Annotated in this window: 18 protein-coding genes and 1 other annotated feature; of the genes, 12 read left to right on the top strand and 6 right to left on the bottom strand. The window is 43.6% G+C overall.

The features are described 5' to 3' along the window. Positions 1-76 precede the first annotated feature (76 nt). The gene (locus CES79_RS04030) at positions 77-1,987 is read right to left on the bottom strand and encodes a heavy metal translocating P-type ATPase (protein ID WP_089136386.1); all 1,911 of its coding nucleotides are present in this window, start codon (positions 1,985-1,987) and stop codon (positions 77-79) included. Between the two features lie 160 nt (positions 1,988-2,147). On the opposite strand from CES79_RS04030, the gene CES79_RS04025 reads away from it, so the two are divergent. Beyond that, the gene (locus CES79_RS04025) at positions 2,148-3,329 is read left to right on the top strand and encodes a hypothetical protein (protein WP_089136385.1); all 1,182 of its coding nucleotides are present in this window, start codon (positions 2,148-2,150) and stop codon (positions 3,327-3,329) included. Between the two features lie 61 nt (positions 3,330-3,390). Here the strand turns inward: CES79_RS04025 and CES79_RS04020 are convergent, their stop codons facing one another. After that, positions 3,391-4,281: a LysR family transcriptional regulator gene (locus tag CES79_RS04020; RefSeq protein WP_054655316.1), complete on the bottom strand. Its 891-nt coding sequence runs from the start codon at positions 4,279-4,281 to the stop codon at positions 3,391-3,393. Between the two features lie 173 nt (positions 4,282-4,454). Between CES79_RS04020 and vprA the strand changes: the two genes are divergently transcribed. Both vprA and CES79_RS04010 read left to right on the top strand, forming a co-directional pair. Beyond that, entirely contained in the window at positions 4,455-5,918 is a 1,464-nt protein-coding gene (gene vprA, locus CES79_RS04015; protein WP_054655318.1) for a vinyl phenol reductase, read from the top strand. A gap of 147 nt (positions 5,919-6,065) precedes the next feature. After that, positions 6,066-6,983 carry a DMT family transporter gene (locus tag CES79_RS04010; RefSeq protein WP_225362300.1) on the top strand — a complete coding sequence of 306 codons (918 nt, stop codon included), beginning with the start codon at positions 6,066-6,068 and terminating at the stop codon, positions 6,981-6,983. 63 nt (positions 6,984-7,046) lie between these two features. On the opposite strand, the gene tnpA is transcribed toward CES79_RS04010, so the two are convergent. Then, positions 7,047-7,469: an IS200/IS605 family transposase gene (gene tnpA / locus CES79_RS04005; RefSeq protein WP_089136384.1), complete on the bottom strand. Its 423-nt coding sequence runs from the start codon at positions 7,467-7,469 to the stop codon at positions 7,047-7,049. A 92-nt stretch (positions 7,470-7,561) separates the two neighbouring features. On the opposite strand from tnpA, the gene CES79_RS04000 reads away from it, so the two are divergent. Continuing rightward, positions 7,562-8,713: an RNA-guided endonuclease TnpB family protein gene (locus CES79_RS04000; protein WP_089136383.1), complete on the top strand. Its 1,152-nt coding sequence runs from the start codon at positions 7,562-7,564 to the stop codon at positions 8,711-8,713. A gap of 192 nt (positions 8,714-8,905) precedes the next feature. Beyond that, the gene (locus CES79_RS03995) at positions 8,906-9,430 is read left to right on the top strand and encodes a DMT family transporter (protein ID WP_089136382.1); all 525 of its coding nucleotides are present in this window, start codon (positions 8,906-8,908) and stop codon (positions 9,428-9,430) included. A 36-nt stretch (positions 9,431-9,466) separates the two neighbouring features. On the opposite strand, the gene CES79_RS03990 is transcribed toward CES79_RS03995, so the two are convergent. Further along, positions 9,467-10,834, bottom strand: a complete 1,368-nt coding sequence (locus CES79_RS03990; protein ID WP_054655324.1) for a uracil-xanthine permease family protein — start codon at positions 10,832-10,834, stop codon at positions 9,467-9,469. Between the two features lie 919 nt (positions 10,835-11,753). After that, positions 11,754-12,593 (bottom strand): aldo/keto reductase, encoded by an 840-nt coding sequence (locus CES79_RS03985; protein WP_089136381.1) that lies wholly within the window; start codon positions 12,591-12,593, stop codon positions 11,754-11,756. A 200-nt stretch (positions 12,594-12,793) separates the two neighbouring features. Between CES79_RS03985 and CES79_RS03980 the strand changes: the two genes are divergently transcribed. From CES79_RS03980 to CES79_RS03965, 4 genes are read left to right on the top strand one after another with little or no spacing between them, the layout of a single operon-like run. Further along, positions 12,794-13,720 carry an ABC transporter ATP-binding protein gene (locus CES79_RS03980; protein WP_408005807.1) on the top strand — a complete coding sequence of 309 codons (927 nt, stop codon included), beginning with the start codon at positions 12,794-12,796 and terminating at the stop codon, positions 13,718-13,720. After that, positions 13,707-14,837 (top strand): ABC transporter permease, encoded by a 1,131-nt coding sequence (locus CES79_RS03975; protein ID WP_089136380.1) that lies wholly within the window; start codon positions 13,707-13,709, stop codon positions 14,835-14,837. The genes CES79_RS03980 and CES79_RS03975 overlap by 14 nt, the downstream gene beginning before the upstream one ends. After that, complete coding sequence (locus CES79_RS03970) at positions 14,749-15,327, top strand: efflux permease Rv1217c-related protein (protein WP_143456343.1); 579 nt, start codon at positions 14,749-14,751, stop codon at positions 15,325-15,327. The genes CES79_RS03975 and CES79_RS03970 overlap by 89 nt, the downstream gene beginning before the upstream one ends. Positions 15,328-15,344: 17 nt before the next feature. Then, complete coding sequence (locus CES79_RS03965) at positions 15,345-15,992, top strand: TetR/AcrR family transcriptional regulator (RefSeq protein ID WP_089136378.1); 648 nt, start codon at positions 15,345-15,347, stop codon at positions 15,990-15,992. A 51-nt stretch (positions 15,993-16,043) separates the two neighbouring features. Here CES79_RS03965 and CES79_RS03960 read toward each other — a convergent pair whose 3' ends face one another. Further along, a complete protein-coding gene (locus CES79_RS03960; protein WP_501193770.1) occupies positions 16,044-16,709 on the bottom strand; it encodes a YczE/YyaS/YitT family protein in 666 nt (221 codons plus the stop codon). A gap of 492 nt (positions 16,710-17,201) precedes the next feature. Continuing rightward, positions 17,202-17,470: a binding site (T-box leader), on the top strand. A 185-nt stretch (positions 17,471-17,655) separates the two neighbouring features. On the opposite strand from CES79_RS03960, the gene CES79_RS03955 reads away from it, so the two are divergent. The 3 genes from CES79_RS03955 to CES79_RS03945 are packed head-to-tail and all read left to right on the top strand — an operon-like array spanning position 17,656 to position 20,278. Next, the gene (locus tag CES79_RS03955; RefSeq protein WP_089136377.1) at positions 17,656-18,735 is read left to right on the top strand and encodes a methionine ABC transporter ATP-binding protein; all 1,080 of its coding nucleotides are present in this window, start codon (positions 17,656-17,658) and stop codon (positions 18,733-18,735) included. Beyond that, positions 18,732-19,403 (top strand): methionine ABC transporter permease, encoded by a 672-nt coding sequence (locus CES79_RS03950; RefSeq protein ID WP_054655339.1) that lies wholly within the window; start codon positions 18,732-18,734, stop codon positions 19,401-19,403. Before CES79_RS03955 ends, CES79_RS03950 begins: the two co-directional genes overlap by 4 nt. Before the next feature lie 14 nt (positions 19,404-19,417). Beyond that, positions 19,418-20,278 carry a MetQ/NlpA family ABC transporter substrate-binding protein gene (locus CES79_RS03945; RefSeq protein WP_054655341.1) on the top strand — a complete coding sequence of 287 codons (861 nt, stop codon included), beginning with the start codon at positions 19,418-19,420 and terminating at the stop codon, positions 20,276-20,278. Positions 20,279-20,303: the final 25 nt, after the last annotated feature.

Below are 20,303 nucleotides of genomic sequence, written 5' to 3'. Positions count from 1 at the left end.
CTCCTTTTTAGTTATTCTTGTTTGTCTTGATTATCTATAGTTTAGTCGCTTTTGTTTGCCTTGAAATTGACGTAAATCAAGTTAGCGAAGTTTTTTGAGTTGCAGTCTGCTGTGCCTGGGTCGGCATCTTGCCGTAACCAATCAGCCGCATGGCGTTAAAGATTACTACTAGGATACTTGCTTCGTGGACGAACATCCCACTGGCCATGTAGATGAAGCCGAGGATCAAACCAATTAGCAGGAAGATCACGACGCCAATAGCGATGGCGATATTTTCCTTAGTGTTAATAACGGTCTTCTTAGATAGTGAGTAGGCGTGAACTAGGGCTTCAAAACTGGATTGCATGAGCACTACGTCCGAGGTTTCAATAGCGACGTCAGTACCACTACCCATGGCGATTCCGATCTGTGCGGTAGCGATAGCCGGACTGTCGTTGATCCCATCACCAACGAAGGCCACGTGACGCCCTTGCTCCTTAAATTTTTTAATGTAGGTAACTTTTTCTTCGGGTAACAGTTCAGCGTGAACTTCATCAAGCCCGATTTGTTCGGCGACGTATTGCGCGGTGATCTTGTTATCACCAGTCAGCATAACTAAGTGCTTTGCACCATGATCCCGTAAGGCTTGGAGCTGAGCTTTGATACCGGGACGGATGGTGTCGGAAACACCAATCGTTAATTTTAGGGCACCATCGACGGCAACCATGACAACGGAACTACCAGTGTGTTGAACTGCAGCGAGATCTTGGTTCTGTTTCGCAGAAATCTTAATGTTGTTAGCGCTCATCATTTTTAGGTTACCAACAAGAACGTGGTGACCGTCAATGGTAGCGGTGAGGCCTTGGCCTTTGACCGTATCATTGTCGGCAACGTCCAATTGTTCAAAGGAAACTTTTTCTTTAGTCGCATAATCGGTAATCGCTTTACCCAGTGGGTGATCGGATAACCGTTCAGCCCGGGCAACGAGCGCTAAGGCCTCTTTGGAATCATTGGCGTAGTCTTTAACTGCGGAAACCGCGGTGTTACCAAGGGTCAATGTACCAGTTTTATCGAAAACAAATGTATCCACTTTGGCGAAGTCGTCCATCACGGCGCCACCCTTTAACAGGATGCCGCGTTTAGCACCGTTACCGATACCAGCCACGTTAGAAACGGGGGCCCCGATAACCAAGGCACCGGGACAGCCAAGGACTAAGACGGTGATGGCCGTTGGAAAGTCTCGGGTGAAGATGTAAACCAAAGCTGCGATGATCAAAACGGCTGGGGTGTAGTATTGAGCGAATTTATCAATGAAGGATTCGGCAGGTGATTTGGCATCCTCGGCATCTTCCACTAGTTCAATGATCTTGCCGAAAGTGGTATCTTCACCAACTTTAGTAGCTTCAACCGTTAAGGTCCCGTTGCCTAAAATCGAGCCGGAATAAACCGAATCACCAGTGGTTTTCGCCACCGCTTTCGATTCACCGGTAATGACGGCTTCGTCCAGGTAGCCTGATCCAGATACAACGGTGCCGTCAACGGGAACGGATGCGCCGGCCTTAACCATGATGCGGTCGCCTTCGTCAACATCATCAATGTCGACTTCTTCTTGGGTATCATCATCATGGAGAATGACCGCCGTTTCTGGTGCCATTTGCGTGAGTGATTTAATGGACTGACGAGTCTTGGATAAAGTCCGTTGTTCAAGGTAGCTCCCAAATAAGAAGAGGAAGGTCACGATTGCTGATTCGTTATATTCGCCAATGATGAAAGCCCCGATAACGGCGATGCTGACCAGCAGTTCAATACTGATGACCTTCACGCGCAGGGACTGGTAAGCATGAATCATAATTGGTACTGCCGCAATGATGGAGGCGAGAATGAACGCCCAGTCGTACACGACAGTTGACTGCAGCAGGTACTTACCGGCAAAACCAATCGCTATCAAAACGGCACTGATCAGCGTGATTTGATTTTGGTATTTTTGAATAAAACGTTGAAATTTCATATCGATCGCTCCTTTAATCATTTGATTAGCTATAGTGTAGGGCGAAATGGTTTAGGGATAATTGACGCAGGTCAAGTTCGATAAAAAAACGGTCAGAGCTTGCCAATTTTGTCGAATTATCTCAAAATAGGTTCAGACAATAATCTTTGGGAGAAAAAATATGAAAATTGAATTACCAGATAAGGTAGCCGAACAGCTTCGGGTGAACGGGACTGACAAAGTCAAAATCGAGCTGCGCAATCACGACGCAGTGATCACCACCGAAGCCAGTGAAATGTCATTGTTTCAGCGCATATCACTGTGGTGGTACTTAGCACCAGCAATCATTAGCGCCATTGTGTTTAACGTTTTTTTTGCGACGAAAAATCAGAATCAGATCCCATTATCGGGGAATACGTCTTTAGGAACCACGGTGATTTTAGGTGGTGTTGTGATTGGGACGTTAATGTTCGCCATTTTTTTCATTCGGGAACGACGAAACCAAACCAATACGTTTTCAGCGAATATTTATTGGCGGAATTTTCCGGTGGTCATTTTATCGTTTGCGGTGATTTTAGGATTAGCTCTCCTTGGGGTCTTTTGGCTTTTGGGGACCATCTTCGCGGGCGCGACTTTTGACCGGTTAACATCCACGATCATCTTCTTTATTTTTGAAAGTATGATCAACTATCTCATGATTTACGCTGCTTTTTCGATTTCTTCACGCACCTTGGTCCGGCTGTTTACGCTGGTGATCGTGAGTGGAGCTGTGATTGCGATGGCAACTAACGGAACCAGAAAATGGTGGCAGTATAATCTCAGTTTTTTAGGTACGCATTTGGCAAATAACAGCTGGCAATTCAACATTACGTTGATGTTTTCAGCCTTGATCATGGTCGCGTTGATTGATTACATCTTCGTGTCGTTAAACGCTATCTACCCGCATTCAATTCGGTTGCTGACTTTGCGGATACTGTTAACGGCAATGTCGATTGATCTTGGTGCGGTGGGCTTTTTCCCCAATAATGCGGCCTCACACGATATCCATGATCGATTAGCTTCATTTCTGGTGTATTTCATTATTATTTTAATCGTGGGAATTCGCTGGTTGCTGCCAAGAATCCCCAGTGCGTTTTTGCAGATGTCTTACTCCGTGGGCGCTATCCTAGTTACGGCTGAAGTGCTGTTTAAATTTGTGGGTTATTTATCGTTAACCGCGTATGAAATTATTGGCTTTACCTTGGCCTTTGGCTGGGTCGTTTTACTGTTGCAATTCTTACAGGAGTTGGTTGATAAGGGGACCCGGGTGTTTTATGTAAAGGCTCAGGCAGAGCAAAAGGTGAAAACTAAAGACTTAGATTAGATACTAAAAGCAGTCATAACGAAATTAAGTTATGGCTGCTTTTAATTTAGAATCATCATGGTTAAAACTCGTTTAAAAGTTGCTTGAGCATGGGATTTTGATTGATTTTATTATAAAGAACAACGATGTCGTAATGCTGATCGAGAGGTCCTCTAATAGGTAGATAACGAATCTGACCATCCGCACTGATATCTTGATGGCCGATCAAACCGCTGGGGTAAAAAGCAAAGGCTTGATTTAAAGCTACCAACATCGCCATCTGTTCGGTACTGGTTACCCGTTGGACCTGATTATAGTCTTTTAAAAACGGCATACTGGCCATAAAACTTTCCAATAAGAAGGTGGATGTTTCGGGACTGTAATAGAGAATCGGTAGCGTAGACAGGTCTTGAGCAGTTAAATAATGATGCGTGCTGAGTGGATTTAACGTACTAACACCCATCACCATTTCATCAGAAAAGATGGTTTGGGCGGTGAGGTTAGAATGCGGTGACACGGCTGGCTGGCCGTAGCTAATGGATAATGCCAGGTCTAAATTACCGTTGTTGACGTTTTCAGTCAGATGTTCGTTGCTGCCTTCTTGAATCGTGAGAGAAAGCTTAGGGTGCTTCTTGAGTAAGGCATAAAGCGCACGCTGTAAAAGCTTTTTCTCAAAGGCGGAGAAATAACCGACGCGTAACGCCTGATTGTTTTTAATCGATCGATGAAGTTCAGCAACGGCACCCGTATAATTATTCACAATATCTTGTGCCGATGAGATAAATCGGTGTCCCGCTGGCGTCAGGGTGAGTTTATTTTTCCCACGTTGAAATAGTGGCACGTCAAGTTCGTCTTCCAACTGCTTCATTTGCTTAGAGACGGCCCGTTGAGTAATAAAGCTTTCATCAGCAACTTGCTTGAAACTACCATACTGGGCAACTTTCAAAAACGTTTTTAGTCGATTTAAATCCATAGTCGATTCCTCACTTATACGTACTTATAGTTCGCCTGACGAACTAAATGGCTGTTTTCGTTAATTAGTTTTAACACTATGATAACGTTATCAAAGCTTCATGAGAAGCGATAAGTCGGTAGTCTTTGAATTCTCATATTCAGTAATGAGCATATAAAATGGAGGGATATTTAATGTCAGTCAGCAAGAGTGATCATTATGATGTCGTCGTTGTTGGTACGGGTGCTGCTGGAACTTCAGCTGCTTTGGAAGCTTCCCAAAAAGGCGCGAAGGTACTGTTACTGGAAAAAGGCCGCACAACAGGCGGCAGCAGTAACTATACTGAAGGTCTATTTGCGGTTGATTCTTATCTCCAAAAGGAGCAGGGGATCAAAGTTTCCGGTACGGATGTTCTGAAAGAAGAAGTTGAATATTCGAAGTTTAAAGCTGATTCAAGAATTTGGCGGAACTACGTTGATGACAGTGCGGGTACGGTTCAATGGCTGAAAGATCAGGGCGTTGAATACGAAGGTGTACAAGCAATGGGTGCCGGTGAAGCTACTTGGCATATTTACAAAGGCATGGGTTTTGCTGTTTTACACGACGCCTTATTGCCAAAAGCCGAAAAAAACGGTGTCAAAATTTTAACGCTGACTAAGGCCACCCAACTGCATACCACGGCTGACGGTGCCATTAGTGGGGTCACGATTCGCTCAGCAAAGACCAAAGAGACGCAAGAAATTTCAACCAGTGCTGTGATTTTAGCCACTGGTGGTTATTTGAACAACGCTAAGATGATGGATGAGTTAACACCCTATGATACTTCTCGGCTGATTCCGGTGAGTTCTGGCAAGGGTACTGGTGATGGCGTTCGCATGGGCTGGCAAACTGGCGCAAAACACTATGGTACCGGTATGGCCATGCTGTTTGGCGGTTACTTAAAGGATCCTGACGAACCTTCATTTAAGATGATGCCGTCTCAAATGAACGCGGCAGCTGGTCAGCAGCCATTGCTTTGGATCAATGAGAACGGCGAACGGTTCGTTGATGAATCCGTTGCTTATAATTTTTCATATGCCGGTAACGCAATGTACACGCAAAACCAAGTTTATAGTGTGCTGGATCAGGGCGTCATCGACCGGATGATCAAGGACGGTAACTTTATGGGCTTAGGCGTTTACGTGAAGCGTGGCGAAAAGATGACCAAGCTGCAGGATGAAATCGACGCTGCTCTTGCGGCTAAGAAACCCTTCATTTTCAAAGCCGATACAATTGAAGACCTTGCCAAACAAATGGGTGTTCCAGTTGAAACCTTCCGTCAGACAGTTGAGACGTACAATGGCTATTGTGACAGTGGTGACGATAAAGAGTTTGGTAAGAACAGCGACTATCTAGTTGGTGTTGAACACGGTCCTTACTACGGTTTCAAGTTAAACATCGGTGCCTTTTGTACCATGGGCGGGATGCAAGTCACGACCAACAATGAAGTGATGAATGAAAAGGGAACTGCTATCAAAGGCCTATACGCTGCTGGTAACGATGCCGCCGGTTTAACTGGTGACACTTACGGTCCTAATATGCCTGGTACTTGTGTCGGTTATGCCTACTACTCAGGACGCAATTCTGGGAAGCATGCTGCTGAATATGCTCAAGCATAGATTAAATTAAAAAATCGTTTCTCATATAATGAGAAGCGATTTTTTGTTTAGGGTCTATTTATTATACTGAACAAGGTTTACTTTACCGCCAAACTTCTCTAACATAATATTCAGAAACTTTTAATCAGAGAAAGAGAGGCCTTAAATGTGACCGATAAGCATAAAGGTCTAACTTTTGCCATTGTTGGGACAACTTTGTGGGGTATGTCTGGGGTAACGGCGCAATATTTATTTGCTCGTCAACCGATAGAGCCGGCTTGGCTGGTAGGTATTAGATTAGCTATAGCGGGAATATTGCTGGTTATCTGGGGTGCCTTTAGTAATTTTCATGAACTGATCTCAATCTGGCGGGACCGCCACGATTGGTTATTACTGATTATTTTTGCCTTGTGTGGGATGATTCCTTCTCAGTTTTCCTATTTTATGGCGATCAAACATGGTAACGCACCAACTGCCACGATTTTACAATTTTTAGGACCGATTTTTATTATTATTTACGTTGCAATCCGTCATTGGCGGATGCCGCGGCGAATCGATGTTATTTCCATGCTGATTGCGCTGTTGGGTACCTACCTGTTAGTCACTAAGGGCAGTTTTGATAGCCTTCAGTTAGCACCGGCTGCCGTCTTTTGGGGCGTCATGGCAGGGGTCAGCCAAGCACTGTACACGCTGATTCCCATTTCATTGCTGAAAAAGTATGATGCCAAAATTGTGACTGGCTGGGCGATGCTCATTGGCAGTTTAGTTTTTATGCCGCATATTTTGACGTCACCGGTGCCTAAATTAAATGTTGCTGGCTGGCTAGGTGTGTTATTCGTTGCAACCTTCGGAACAATGTTTGCTTATTTACTGTATTTAAAGAGTCTGAATTTTATCTTGCCAGCAACTACCGGTATGTTGAGTTCCTTCGAGCCGCTAACGGCAACCTTTTTATCAATCGTTGTTTTGCACACTGCGTTTGGACTACCCGAAATGTTAGGCGGTGCCATGATCTTAGCCACTGCCTTCTTACAGGCGTGGGTCGTTAACCGGCCGAAAAAGGCCAACATCAAAAAGACATCTTAAATCAAGGTTTACTTTATAAGTGGCGTCAGTTGAAAAAACTCGGTATTTTAATGCCGAGATGAATCAACGTTTTGAACGTCCACCGTTGTATTGGTCTAATTGTGAGTCAACGTATTGAATTATTGTTTCTTTTGAAGTATTACCAAAGGTACTCATAAAGAAACTAGGAGACCATAAATGTCCGCCCCAGAGTAATTTCTTGGTTTGTGGGAACTGAATAAACCACTGCTTTGCTGAGCCACCTTTAAAAGCTTTAACGATTGAAGAGGGCGCTGACTTAGGTGGAAAACTGATCACCATTTGAACTTGGTCAGGCATTACCTCCATGTGAGATAGTTCAACTGAGTTTCTTTCAGCAATTTTTTTCAAGATAGCTTTCATAGCATCAACTTGTTTTTCAGTCGTAAATATCTTTTTTCGATACTTGGTAGTCCAAACCAGTTGAAAGTTAAAATCATACACATTTGTACGTTCGTACTTAATCATACGTTTACCTAATTTCGTTGATATATAGCCACTTATATTCATTTTTAGTATACCATTATGATATACTAAAAATGGAAAAGAGGTGAAGTTATATGACTTTAAAAGGGATCAAATTACGACTATACCCTAATCAAGAGCAGCAACTCAAAATCAAACTCAACTTTGGGTATAACCGTTTTGTTTGGAATCAAATGCTAGCTATGATGGTTGAAAGATATCAAAATAACCCAGAAGCTAAATTCTTAAATGCGTTTGCCTTGAATAATTTACTACCAGCTTTGAAGACTGAATATGAATGGTTAAAAGACGCTGAAAGCACTAGCTTACAGTCAACCAATCATGACTTAGTAGAATCTTATAAGCAGTTCTTTAAGTTGCATAAAGGCTTTCCTAAGTTCAAATCTCGTAAATACCCGAAGCAGAGCTATCAGACCAAGTCGGTCAATCACAATATTAAACTAGTTGATAATCACCACATCCAGTTACCCAAATTGGGAAAGCTAAAATTTAAATCAGGTAGAAAACCAGTTGGCAAGATTAAGAATGTGACTATCCGCCTTTCAGCTACGGGTAAGTTCTATGCCATTATTCTAGTTGACACTGATATTAACCCCTTAGCTAAGACTGGTAATCCAGTCGGTATTGATCTGGGGGTTGCTGATTTAATGATTACCTCCGATGGGGTTAAATACCCAACGATTCGCTTTGATAAACGACTCAGTAAAAAGAAACATTACTGGGAGAAACGTTTAGCTCGGAGAAGATTGCAAGCCCAGAAAGAAATTGCTTGGGATAAACACAATAAAGTAATTGAACCTAGAGAACTATCAGACTTTAAGAACCATCAAAAAGCTAAAAGAATGGTCGCTAAGTATGCTGAAAAAATAGCCAATCAACGTAACAATTACTTAAATACGTTAACTAAAACTTTGGTAGCACAATATGATGTGATTAAAATAGAGGATTTGAAAACCAAAAATCTGCTTAAGAATCACAAACTCGCCAGAGCGATTGCTAATCAAAGCTGGCGGGAACTGCGTCGAATGCTTGAATACAAATGTGCTTGGTATGGAAAACAGTTAGTCACTGTTAATCCTCGAAAGACTTCCCAAATATGTTCCAGCTGTGGCTATGATGATGGTAAGCACACTTTAGATATTAGACAGTGGGCTTGTCCTAATTGTGGCGTTAGTCATGATCGGGACATCAATGCCGCAGTCAATATCTTACAAGCGACTGCGTAACTTAGCATCTAAAAGACTATCTGGCATGGAACGTGCCTTAGTAAATAGCCGTAATCTCTATCTATCATTTTCTAAATGGTAGGCAAGTCAGCGGTGTTCCTAGAAGCTTGTTACTTTAGTGACAAGTAGTTCACTATCATTTATCTGGCAATTCGTCACTGGCACTTACCCCGACGAATTGATGTGATTTCAATGCTGATTGCGCTGCTGGGGACTTATTTGTTAGTGACCAAGGGGCGATTGGATAGTCTGCAGTTGGCACCGGGAGCTGTGTTCTGGGGTGTTGGGGCAGGTGTTAGCCAGGCGTTATACACCTTGATTCCCATTCCACTGTTAAAAAAGTACGATGCCAAGATCTTGATTGGCTGGGCCATGCTCGTTGGCAGTTTATTATTTATGCCTAGTGTGGTCACAACGCCAATACCAAGGTTAAACGTTCTCGGCTGGCTGAGTGTTGGTTACATTTCTATTTTCGGGACAATGTTTGCTTATCTACTGTATCTGAAGAGTTTAAATTATCTGCTGCCGGCCACCACGGGAATGCTGAGTTCCTTTGAACCGTTAACAGCAACGTTTCTATCCATTATTCTCCTGCACACCGCGTTTGGCCTACCAGAAATGCTGGGTGGGGCAATGATTTTAGCAACTGCCTTTTTACAGGCGCTGCCAGTTCATAAGGTAAAAAGGGTTTCCAATATCAAAAAAGCAGCTCACTGAATTTGAAGTGAGCTGCTTTTTACTGTTTTTAATTGATTACCGTCCGCTTGAAACTTGTGCAGCTTCAGAATCCGCGGCCGGCACCGTTGCTTTTTTTGACATTAATAGATTTAAAATGATCGCACTAATTGCAGCAATTGTGATCGGTGAACCTAACAGGTATTGCAGCATTTGTGGTGCTTCGCTGACAACCTTGGCTGGTAATAAGACCATCGCCATGGTCAAAACGATTGGCACACCAATGATGTAGATACCAGCTTCACCAGCATCCAAGTTACGAACGACATTTAAGCCGTTTAACATGATAATGACACAGATGATGGAGTAAACACCACCGATAACGGGTGCAGGAACGGCAGCGAAGAAGGCTGACAGTTTACCGCAGAAGCCAAGAATAATGAACCAGAAACCAGCGGAAATGAAGACCCGTTTGCTGGCAACACCAGTAACGGAGATAACGCCGGCGTTAGTTGAATAACCGGTCATAGGGGTGGCACCCAGCAGAGCTGATAATAGACAGCTGATACCTTCACCAATGATCCCCATGTTCCATTGTTTCTTGGTGATCTTCTCACCGGTAACGGCACTCATAGCAAACCAAGTACCCGTCGTTTCAGTCGTTAACACCAGATAGATAACTACAAACGTTAAAATAGCAGGAAGTGAAAAATGTAGTCCGTAGTGCAGTGACGTAAACTGAGGTAGGCTGAACCATGGTGCAGCACTAACTGATGACCAATCGAAGGCACCCATTGTAGTAGCGACTACGGAGCCAACAACCAAAGCAATAATGATGGAACTTACTTTGAGTGCTTTTCTGAGTTGTGGTACCCGTGTACTTAAAATAATAGCAATTAACATGGTAATACCAGTGGCACCAGCAATAATCATATTCGTATTAACATTGCCGGAAGCCTTAAAGATATTATCGTTCAAAGCGCCTGGTAATAGTGATAAGCCCACACAAGTGATAATCGTTCCGCCGACAATGGCAGGAACTAACTTGGAAATGACTTTCTGGAAAATACCAGTTGCGCCTAATGCAATCAGTAAAAATGACCCGACAACTAACGATCCTAAAACGGTTGCCATCCCACCGTGTGCACCGCCGTTAGCTAAATAAATACCGGCAACGGCACCCACGGGAACGAAGGATGGGCCTTGAGAAACGGGCAGCTTCAAAAAGAAGCGCGTTTGGATGATTGTCCCAATACCGCAGGCAATGAAAGCAGCCTGTAAGAAGCCGCTCTTTTGAGCTACGGACATTGATAATAAACCAGCCATGATAATTGGTGCAACGTACACGTCCATGGCAAGAACGTGTTGTAATCCTAGAAAACCAGCTTGTGTAACCGGCACCTTATCTTCTGGTCCATACAATAAGCCATTCTGTTTGCGATCCATAATATTGGTTATTCTCCCTTAAAATTGACTTGAGTTCCTTGAACATCATCATCAACCGTCTGCTTAGTCGTTTGATATATTTTGTTATGTCAAGATCAGTAACACTGCCAGGTGGAATAGAGGGTGGACAGTGAAACCAGTGTAAGGCGGCTAAGTAGCCAAGTATGATTTTCCTCCTTGGCATCTAGGCAGTGGTTCCTGAGCCATACCTAGTGAATATTCCGCTAAGTTTGCGACAAGTGTAACCACCTCACTTTATATTAAATTATATGCAGGTATTGGAAATGACGAATACTAGTTATTAAACAGTAATTATTATTCGCCTCGATACCTTGTCAGTTATTATAAGCACAATTTAATAGGGTTTCAATGGAATTTCACGAACAATTTAAACTTTAATTTTTAAAATGAAAATATGCAAAAGGAAAATATTTTTGTTAGCGGTTTCGTTACTGCTAGTGAAGTTTAACCCGATTTACATTGAATTCATAAGCAGCCTTAATTTGAATAATTATTCATAGATGCTTAAGAAACAAACTAATTTTATTTTAATAGTTTAATCAAAACCTAATATGGAGGGAAACTGAGCATGAGCAGATTCTGAAACAACAAGACAACTATTAACTGTCACAGCCTTTGTGGTTGGTCGTTCATAGGGGTCTGATAGTGGCGTTGTTCGGAATGGTCACGAATTTTTAAGCCAACAAAAAAGTCCTGCGAATAGATTTCGCAGGACCCTCTCTTAAGTATCAGCTAGTTAACTGAAGTCTCCGTAGCTGATGCTTTAAGACTTATTCCGTAACTCAAAGCATCACCCCCTTTTTTGATTGTGGCTATAATACAATGATATTCGAAATTTGTCAATCAATTGCTACAAAGCGCAAAGGTGCGGTGTTTATAGCTTAAATAACGGCTATGATTAGTCAAATTCTTCGTACTCGTTCGGGTCTTGGCCATCCACCCGGCCATCCGGTTTATTCAACGCATTAATTGCCTGAATTTCATCCGGTGTCAGCTTAAAATCAAAGATATCTAAGTTCTGGCGTTGATGGATCAGACTGCTGGATTTTGGAATCGGGACGATGCCGCGTTGCGTATGCCAGCGTAGAATAATTTGACCCGTGTTTTTATCGTATTTCTTTGCTAATTTTTGAATCACTGGTTCTTGTAGTGATGCGCTGCCACGGCCTAATGGGCTCCAGGCTTCGGTAGCAATGCCACGGTCCTTATCGGCTTGTAAACCGGCTTCGTTGTTCCAGTAGGGATGAACCTCAATTTGGTTAACGGCCGGCGTCACGCCGGTTTCTTTAGTTAAGCGATCCAGATGTTCCGGTAAAAAGTTCGACACGCCAATCGTGTGGATCAGGCCCAGTTTTTGTGCTGTAATCATTGCTTTCCAGGCTTCAACGTAGTGGTCACGTTTCGGCAGTGGCCAGTGAATCAAAAACAGGTCAAAGTAGTCCAGTCCCATCCGTGCTAGCGATTCCGTGATGGCGTTTAAGGCATCGTCGTAACGGTGATACTTGCCAGGCAGCTTAGAGGTGACAAAGAATTGACTGCGTGGGATGCCGCTTTGGCGGATTGCTTTTCCCACGATACCTTCATTATCATAATTAGTTGCGCTGTCTAATGACCGGTAACCATCGTGGATGGCAGACAGGATCTGGCCGACGCCTTGGGCACCGCGAATCTGGTAGGTCCCAAGTCCCAGCATAGGTAATTGGTGGCCATCATTTAGTAAGATATTTGGAATTGTCATTATCCTTCCTCCTTATAAAGTTCACTATCTTTATTATAACGGTTAGAGTTAACTCTAGGTCAAATAAGAAGTTGCGTGAACCACTTATTTTAGCATTGACCCATTAGTCATTGACTTATGGGTCAATCGAGAATATACTCTGGGTGAAATCTTAGATCAGTTCAGCTGAGGTGTCTTAGAAGTGTGAATAAGGAGGGAAAATCATGACCCAAACAATCGTCAGTATTCACCATTTACAGAAATCTTTTGGTAAGTTTCAGGCGTTAAAGGACATTACTTTTGACGTGAATGCCGGAGAAGTATTTGGTTTTATTGGGCCCAACGGTTCCGGCAAATCAACGACGATTCGAGTGCTACTGGGAATTCTAAAAGCCAGTGGTGGACAGGCAACGATTTTTAGTCAAGATGTTTGGCAAAAGGCGGTGGCCATTCACAACCACATTGCTTACGTGCCTGGTGACGTTTATCTGTGGCCAAATCTGACTGGTGGTGAAATGATTGATTTTCTACTGAAACTTAACCACCAAAAACACAGTGCTAAAACGGATGAGCTGATTCATGAGTTTGAGTTAGACCCGAAGAAGAAATCCCGGACGTATTCTAAAGGTAATCGCCAAAAAGTAGCGCTGATTGCGGCGTTATCAACGGAAGCTGACCTCTATATTTTCGATGAACCCACCAGCGGACTGGATCCCTTAATGGAAGAACTATTTCAAAAACATGTGTTAGCTTTAAAACGCTTAGGGAAAAGTGTTCTGCTTTCCAGCCATATTTTATCGGAAGTGGAACGAATGTGTGACCGGATTGGCATTATTCGAGCCGGCGAAATCGTTGAAACTGGTACATTAGATCAGATGCGGCAATTGACCCGTAATCAAGTGATTGTCCAAACTAAACAGGCGTTGACTGGCATTGAGGCGTTAACGGGTGTTCATGGGTTTAAACCGGATGAGCACATTGCCAATAAAGCCGTCTTTGCGGTGGATACAGCGCAGATCGGCCCAGTTATGGCAGAACTGACACAACGGGAAATTGTGGCGCTGCAGACGACACCGCCAACCTTGGAAGACTTATTTATTCGCTATTACAACCATACAGAGGGGGCTGAGGGGCATGACACGAAGTAATCGGACGGCTCAAACCGGCTATCTGACGCGGATGTATCTCAGACACGACCGGTTAGCCATACTCATCTGGCTGTTAGGCATCGTCGGTATGGTGGCTGCGGGGGCCAGTAAGATCATTGGTCTTAGTGGTGATGATAAGCAGGTCGCTTCACTGGTAACCGCGCTGAACACACCGTCAATGGCGGCCTTATTTGGTCCCTTTACCGCAGTTAAGCCTTATACCACTGCAGCGATTTTTGCAGCTTCAATGATGGTCTTTACCGGATTATTGATGGCCATCATGAATATTTTCTTTGCAATTCGTAATACACGGGCGCAGGAAGATAATGGCGTGCTGGAAATGGTGCGGGCTCACAGTGTCGGCCGGCAGAGCCCGTTATTAGCTACCATCTATGAGTTACTGATGATCAATATTGTCGCGGGACTATTATCCGCTGTGACCCTTCAAGCAATCAATATGGATGGCGCGGATGTCACCGGTGACTGGCTGTTTGGTATTGGAATCGCCATTTTCGGCCTGATGTTTGGTGCTTTCACTCTGCTTCTAGCTCAGTTGGCCAGTAATTCTCGTGGCGCTACGACCATGAGTTATAGTCTGCTGGGAATCCTGTATCTCTTGCGGGCAATGACCGATGTTCAAAACGTTAAATACACTTGGTGGACGATTTTCGGTTGGATCGAAAAAATTGATCCATACGGGAAGAATCGTGTTTCACCGCTCTATGATATGCTGGGACTTGCTGTTGTTATTCTGCTGTTAACCTTTGCAATCAGTTCAGAGCGGGATCTCGGTTCTGGACTGTTACCCGATCGACCCGGTCGTGGGCACGCCAGTCCGTTATTAGCTGGTCCCACCACCTTAGTCTTTCGGTTAGAGCGAACCAGTATGATTGCGTGGTTCATTGGGTTAGCAGTTTACGGTACCAGTATGGGGACGTTGTTTAATACCATCGGTGACATGATGAACAACAGTCCCATGATTGCGAAAATCATTGGACCGGCTGCGGCTGCTTCAGCTGGCCCGGACAATGACCCTGCAATTTGCAGCTTTGATGAGCGTGATGATGGCTATCGGTGCCAGTGTGCCCGCGATAGCCACCATGCTGAGGTTAAATAGTGATGAACAAAAAGGCTGGTTAGAAGCGATTCACGCCCGTAGTGTTTCGCGGCTGCATTTATTTGGTGCCTACACAATAGTAGGAACGGTGGCCGGATTGCTGGCACTGTTCGCCGGAACGTTTGGCATGGCACTGGGTGGTCAAGGGGCGAAACACGCTTTTGACATCAGCCGGATCATGCGGTCGTTTTGGGGATTCGCACCAGCTGTCCTAGTCGTTATCGGTATCGTTGCCGTGGTGTTAGGCTTATTACCCAGATACCAACAAATTGCCTGGATCATTCCAATTTATGCAGTGCTGTCGATCTATCTTGGCGGGTTGCTGGATTTTCCAGAATGGACGAAAAAATTAACGCCCTTCGGCTGGATCAATAAAGTGCCGTTGAAGGCTATTCAATGGAACCAGGCCGGTTGGCTGGTACTACTGAGTATTGTCCTAGTTGTTGTGGGTTATAGTTTGTATCGACGGCGTGATTTAGTTGAAAATTAGAGGAGGAATAAACGAGTATGCTTGAATTGAACCCTGACATTCCAAAGGATCCGGATAAGGTTGACCGGATTATGAAAAGCGCCACCCGAATCTTTGCTAAGAACGGTTATTTACAGGCTAAGACGGCTGATATTGCCAAGGATGCTGAGGTTTCAAAGGGGATTGTTTTTCGTTATTTTGGCGATAAGGGGCACCTGTATTTAGCCACTGTGGAATACGTTTATGAGCGGTTGACCGATGTTGCCGACCTCTCAGTTTGGACGGATGCCAAGGATCTTGGCGATATGATTGAACGCGCGGTGCGGTATAAAATTCAAATGCAGCTGGATTACCCGGCAGAATTTAAGGTATCAGTTCAGTCATTTTCGGATATGAAATTGTTGCCAGCGGATGTTCAACCAGAAATGGCGGAATTTTGGAAAAAGCGCACCGCACAATCCACAGCAACGCTGGAGCAACCGGTGCTGGATCGGATGCATGTTCGTGCAGGTGTTGATAAAAAAGTCCTTGCCAAGCTGCTTAATTCGGTTGGTGAAGCGGTATTTGCGGATGCAGAAGTGTTTATGCAAAAACATCCTAATGCACAAATTGAGGATTTTGAACCAATCATTGAGCAGATTCACAGCGAGTTTGATATTATCGAACACGGTTTTCTTGATGAATAAAAAATAAGTGAGCAGTCGTTTTTGACCGCTCACTTATTTTGTGACTCATTTTTAATTAGTTTTTGCTTTGGCTCTAAAGTTATGTTTTAAGTGTGGCCAGATATACCGATCAGAGGCAGCAATGATGAACCCATTGCAGATGATGGAGAACAAGGTTGCCAGGTTGATAGAGTCGATGCGACCGGTGGGAAAATAAGCGATACCACTAACAATCAGCGGTGGTAGAAAATCCAGTAGCTGAGAAGCCGTGGCGTTACCCTTTAAATACATAAACCGTAAGATGTTAGTCGTGTCATCGTTAGGGTGCATCACAATGTTAGCTCGCTGGTAGAGTGAAATACCAACACAGAATAGGGCGATTCCCAAGCAGCTTAGAATCAATCGCCAAATAATGGGAGCTGTGTTTACACCGATCGAATTAAACCAGCGCACGAAGTACTGCACGAAAGTTCCGAAGAACATCACAAACAGCACTTCACCGAAAAAACGTTTGCCATCCCAATGGTGAATGAGAATCTGGTTGGTAATTGCGTTGATGACACCGATACAAAATAGTAGCATACCTAAGCTAATACCAGTCCAGTTATGTAAGTTAACAGCGGAAGCGGACCAGACGCCGCTTCCCATATTACCGGCAATGGATAATGCATTACCAAAGGCATTACAAATTAGACCAGCGATAAGACCAATCCACCGTTCTTTTAAAGTATTTTTCACATTCTCCGCCTCACTTCTTGATTAGTTTATCATTATTAGGTAGAGAATGTAATATATCAGTTTAAATTAAACTCTGTGTTGACTCTTTGTGAAGTATTGTTGAATTTTTCTGGTGATAATCACAAACCATAACGCTAAGGTGGTGAGTCCCGCATATTCTGTGATAGATGCGTGAACGATTGCTGATAAATGAGAAAGCTGAAGATCAAACTTAAAATGACTGCTGTGCCGATTATTCACTAGGGCAGTTTCTGTCAATGGGTCTATGGATCAACCTTCTCAACTGATTTAGCGTTGAGGTAAGTCAGTTAAAATGTTAACTAATAATGAGAAAATAATTGCAAAATGTTTCATTATGCTTATAAATACCTATTTAACGGTATTTATAAGAGCGCAATTTTAACTATAAATGAGAGATGCGGTTAAAAGATACTAATCTAATCTTGACACACTAAAAATTGCGCGTCATACTAGCACCAGTTGTTAAATACGAAGCAAGCGACAAGATGAGTAAGTTTTGCATGGCCTTTAGAGAGTTACCGTTTGGTGAAAGGTAACGGCTATGTCCAGCCGAATATGGTCTTGATAATCGCTCTACTGTTGAACCGTTGTGCTAGGCAGTAGCGGGAACTCCCGTTATAGAGTTAGGGTATGCACTGATAGCAGTAAGTACTGAATCGCCGTTAGTCAGTACCCAATGAGGAATATTTCCGCGAGGAGTATTCGAACTAAGGTGGTAGCACGATTAAGTCGTCCTTTTATTTAGAGATAAATAAAGGGGCGACTTTTTTGGTGCCAAGGTGTGGAAGCAGGCGCTTAGAGACTGAAGTGTAACGAAGCCTGGACAAAAATCCTGGGTCTGGATTTATGGCCGGGATTCGTTACGCGCAAGTCTCTGCCTGCTGAAACCCGATTAGACTATGTAAATTTGAGGGAGAGCAGCAATATGACTGAAACAACGACAAATGCAATTGAATTAAAAAACATATCGGTACACTTCAATAACGGTGACCAGCAGATCGATGCTGTGAAGAACGTTGATCTAACAATCCCACGCGGTGATATCTACGGCATCATCGGTTATTCCGGTGCGGGGAAAAGTACCTTGGTACGCGTTATCAACCTCTTGCAGAAGCCGACTGCTGGGACGGTGATCGTTAATAACCAGAAAATTCAGCAACTAAAACCGGTTGAACTACGGCAGGCCCGCAAAAAGGTTAGCATGATTTTTCAGCATTTTAACCTGATGAAGTCTCGCACGGTTCAAGGCAACGTGGAATATCCGCTGTTAGGAACCAAAATCAGTAAGGCTGAACGTCACGCCAAGGCGTTGAAGTTACTGAAATTAGTTGGGTTGAGTGAATATGCGGACACGTACCCCGGCCAGTTATCTGGTGGCCAAAAGCAACGAGTGGCCATCGCCCGAGCGTTAGCCAGTGACCCTGAGATCTTAATCTCAGATGAAGCAACCAGTGCTTTAGACCCGAAGACCACGAAATCAATTCTAGAATTACTGAAACAGTTGAATCGTGATTTGAACTTAACGATTGTTTTGATCACTCACGAAATGCAGGTGATCAAGAGTATTTGCCATAACGTGGCGGTCATGGATGCCGGTAAAATTATTGAACGCGGACCAGTTGCCAAGGTTTTCACGGAACCGCAGCAAAAATTAACCAACGATTTTGTTGAAACCTCGACTAACGTGAAGGAAGCCATTGAGCGAATTACCAGCACGATCAAGATCAGTGAATTTAAAGCCAATCAGGAATTGATGTACTTCAATTTTATTGGTAATTCAACTAAGCAAAGTGTGGTTTCTGAACTGTCACAAAAGTACAGCGTGGACGTGAATATCCTGTTTGCTAACATCGATCAAATCGATGGCGAGAACGTGGGTTATATGATTGCTATCATTACCGGTGATTTAGCTGGTTTTAATGAAGCAATTCGACAAATGAAAAATGAAGGTGTCAAAACCAGAATTTTAACGGATGGAACACTTGAAAGGGGTGATGGTCAATGAGCGCGATTATGCCAAACGTCATAGCAATGAAGGGTGAGTTTCTTCAGGCCACTTGGGAAACGATTTACATGACGCTGATGTCGGCCATTGTTTCAGCAGTTTTAGGATTGCTGGTTGGGGTACTGTTAGTGGTTACGCAGCCAGGCGGAATTTTAGAAGACAAGCTGACGTATTCAGTTGTTGATAAAATTGTTAACTTGCTACGATCCATTCCTTTCATCATCTTACTGGCGGTGATTTCACCGCTGACCAAGTTTCTGGTAGGGACTACCGTTGGGACGACTGCTTCGCTGGTACCACTGATTTTCGGGATTTTTCCGTTCTACGCTCGGCAAGTCCAAAATGCGTTGCTGGACGTGGATCACGGGGTGATTGAGGCCGCTGAGTCAATGGGTTCCAGTCCTATGGCAATCATTTTTAGAATCTATTTACGTGAAGGTCTTGCCGATATCATCCGAGTTTCCATCGTTACCATTATCAGTTTAATTGGTTTAACGACCATGGCTGGTGCCATTGGTTCCGGTGGCCTTGGGGATGTCGCAATCAATATTGGTTATGCCCGCTTCGAAAATGACATTACTTTTATGGCAATGATTATTATTTTAGTGTTAGTGTTTGCAGTTCAGTTAATTGGCGATTGGATCGTCAGAAGAGTTGAACATAATTAAAGGAGTGATACAAAATGAAAAAAAGCGCGTATTGGTTAATTGGCATTGTGCTTGTCGTTGTTTTAGCAGCGTTTGGAATTCACAGTATTTCTGGTACTCAGGCTGCTAATAAAAGTAAGTCCAGTTCGATCTTAATTGGTTCGCAGGGTTCTGACATTGATATTTGGCAGCACATTGCCAAAACCAATGATGCCAAGAAACTGGGACTGAAGATCAGGGTGAAAAACATTGCCGATGGGGTTCAGCTGAATAAGGCCACCGCGGATGGTGACGTGGATGTGAATGCCTTTCAGTCTTGGTCATACCTAGAAACCTATAACCAGCAAAATAAGTCCAATAAGTTAGCCGCGTTAGGGACGACTTACTTGGAACCGATGGGCCTCTATTCTAAAAAGTACAAGAACGTCAAAGATATTCCAGCAGGGTCAACGATTGCCATTGCCAACAACCCATCACAAGCTGCCCGGGGTTTAGTACTTCTGCAAAAGGCCGGTCTGATCAAATTGGATAAGAACTTTGGATACGTTGGCACGGTTAAGGATATCAAGTCTAACCCGAAAAACTTTAAGTTCAAACAGATCGATGATACCACCGGTCCGCGGGTGATCAACGATGTGGACGCGGTGCTGATTTCTAACACAGTGGCTTTGGAAGGTCATTTACATGTACTGACGGATTCCATTTATCATGAAAAAGTTGATCAAAGCACAAAGGACAACATTAACATTCTGGCCACTTCAGAAAAGAACAAGAACAATCCGAACTACAAGAAGTTAGTGAAACTCTATCACAAGAAGGATATCCAAAAGTACATTAAGGATAAGTACTATGGCACCAAGATCGAAGTTAATAAACCGCTTAGTTATTTGAAGTAACAGCTATTTAAAAATTAAAAGGAGA

This window comes from Secundilactobacillus silagei JCM 19001 (assembly GCF_002217945.1).
Taxonomy (GTDB): domain Bacteria; phylum Bacillota; class Bacilli; order Lactobacillales; family Lactobacillaceae; genus Secundilactobacillus; species Secundilactobacillus silagei.
The sequence above is the reverse complement of the archived record's forward strand: the minus strand, read 5'-3'. Positions and strand labels throughout refer to the sequence as shown.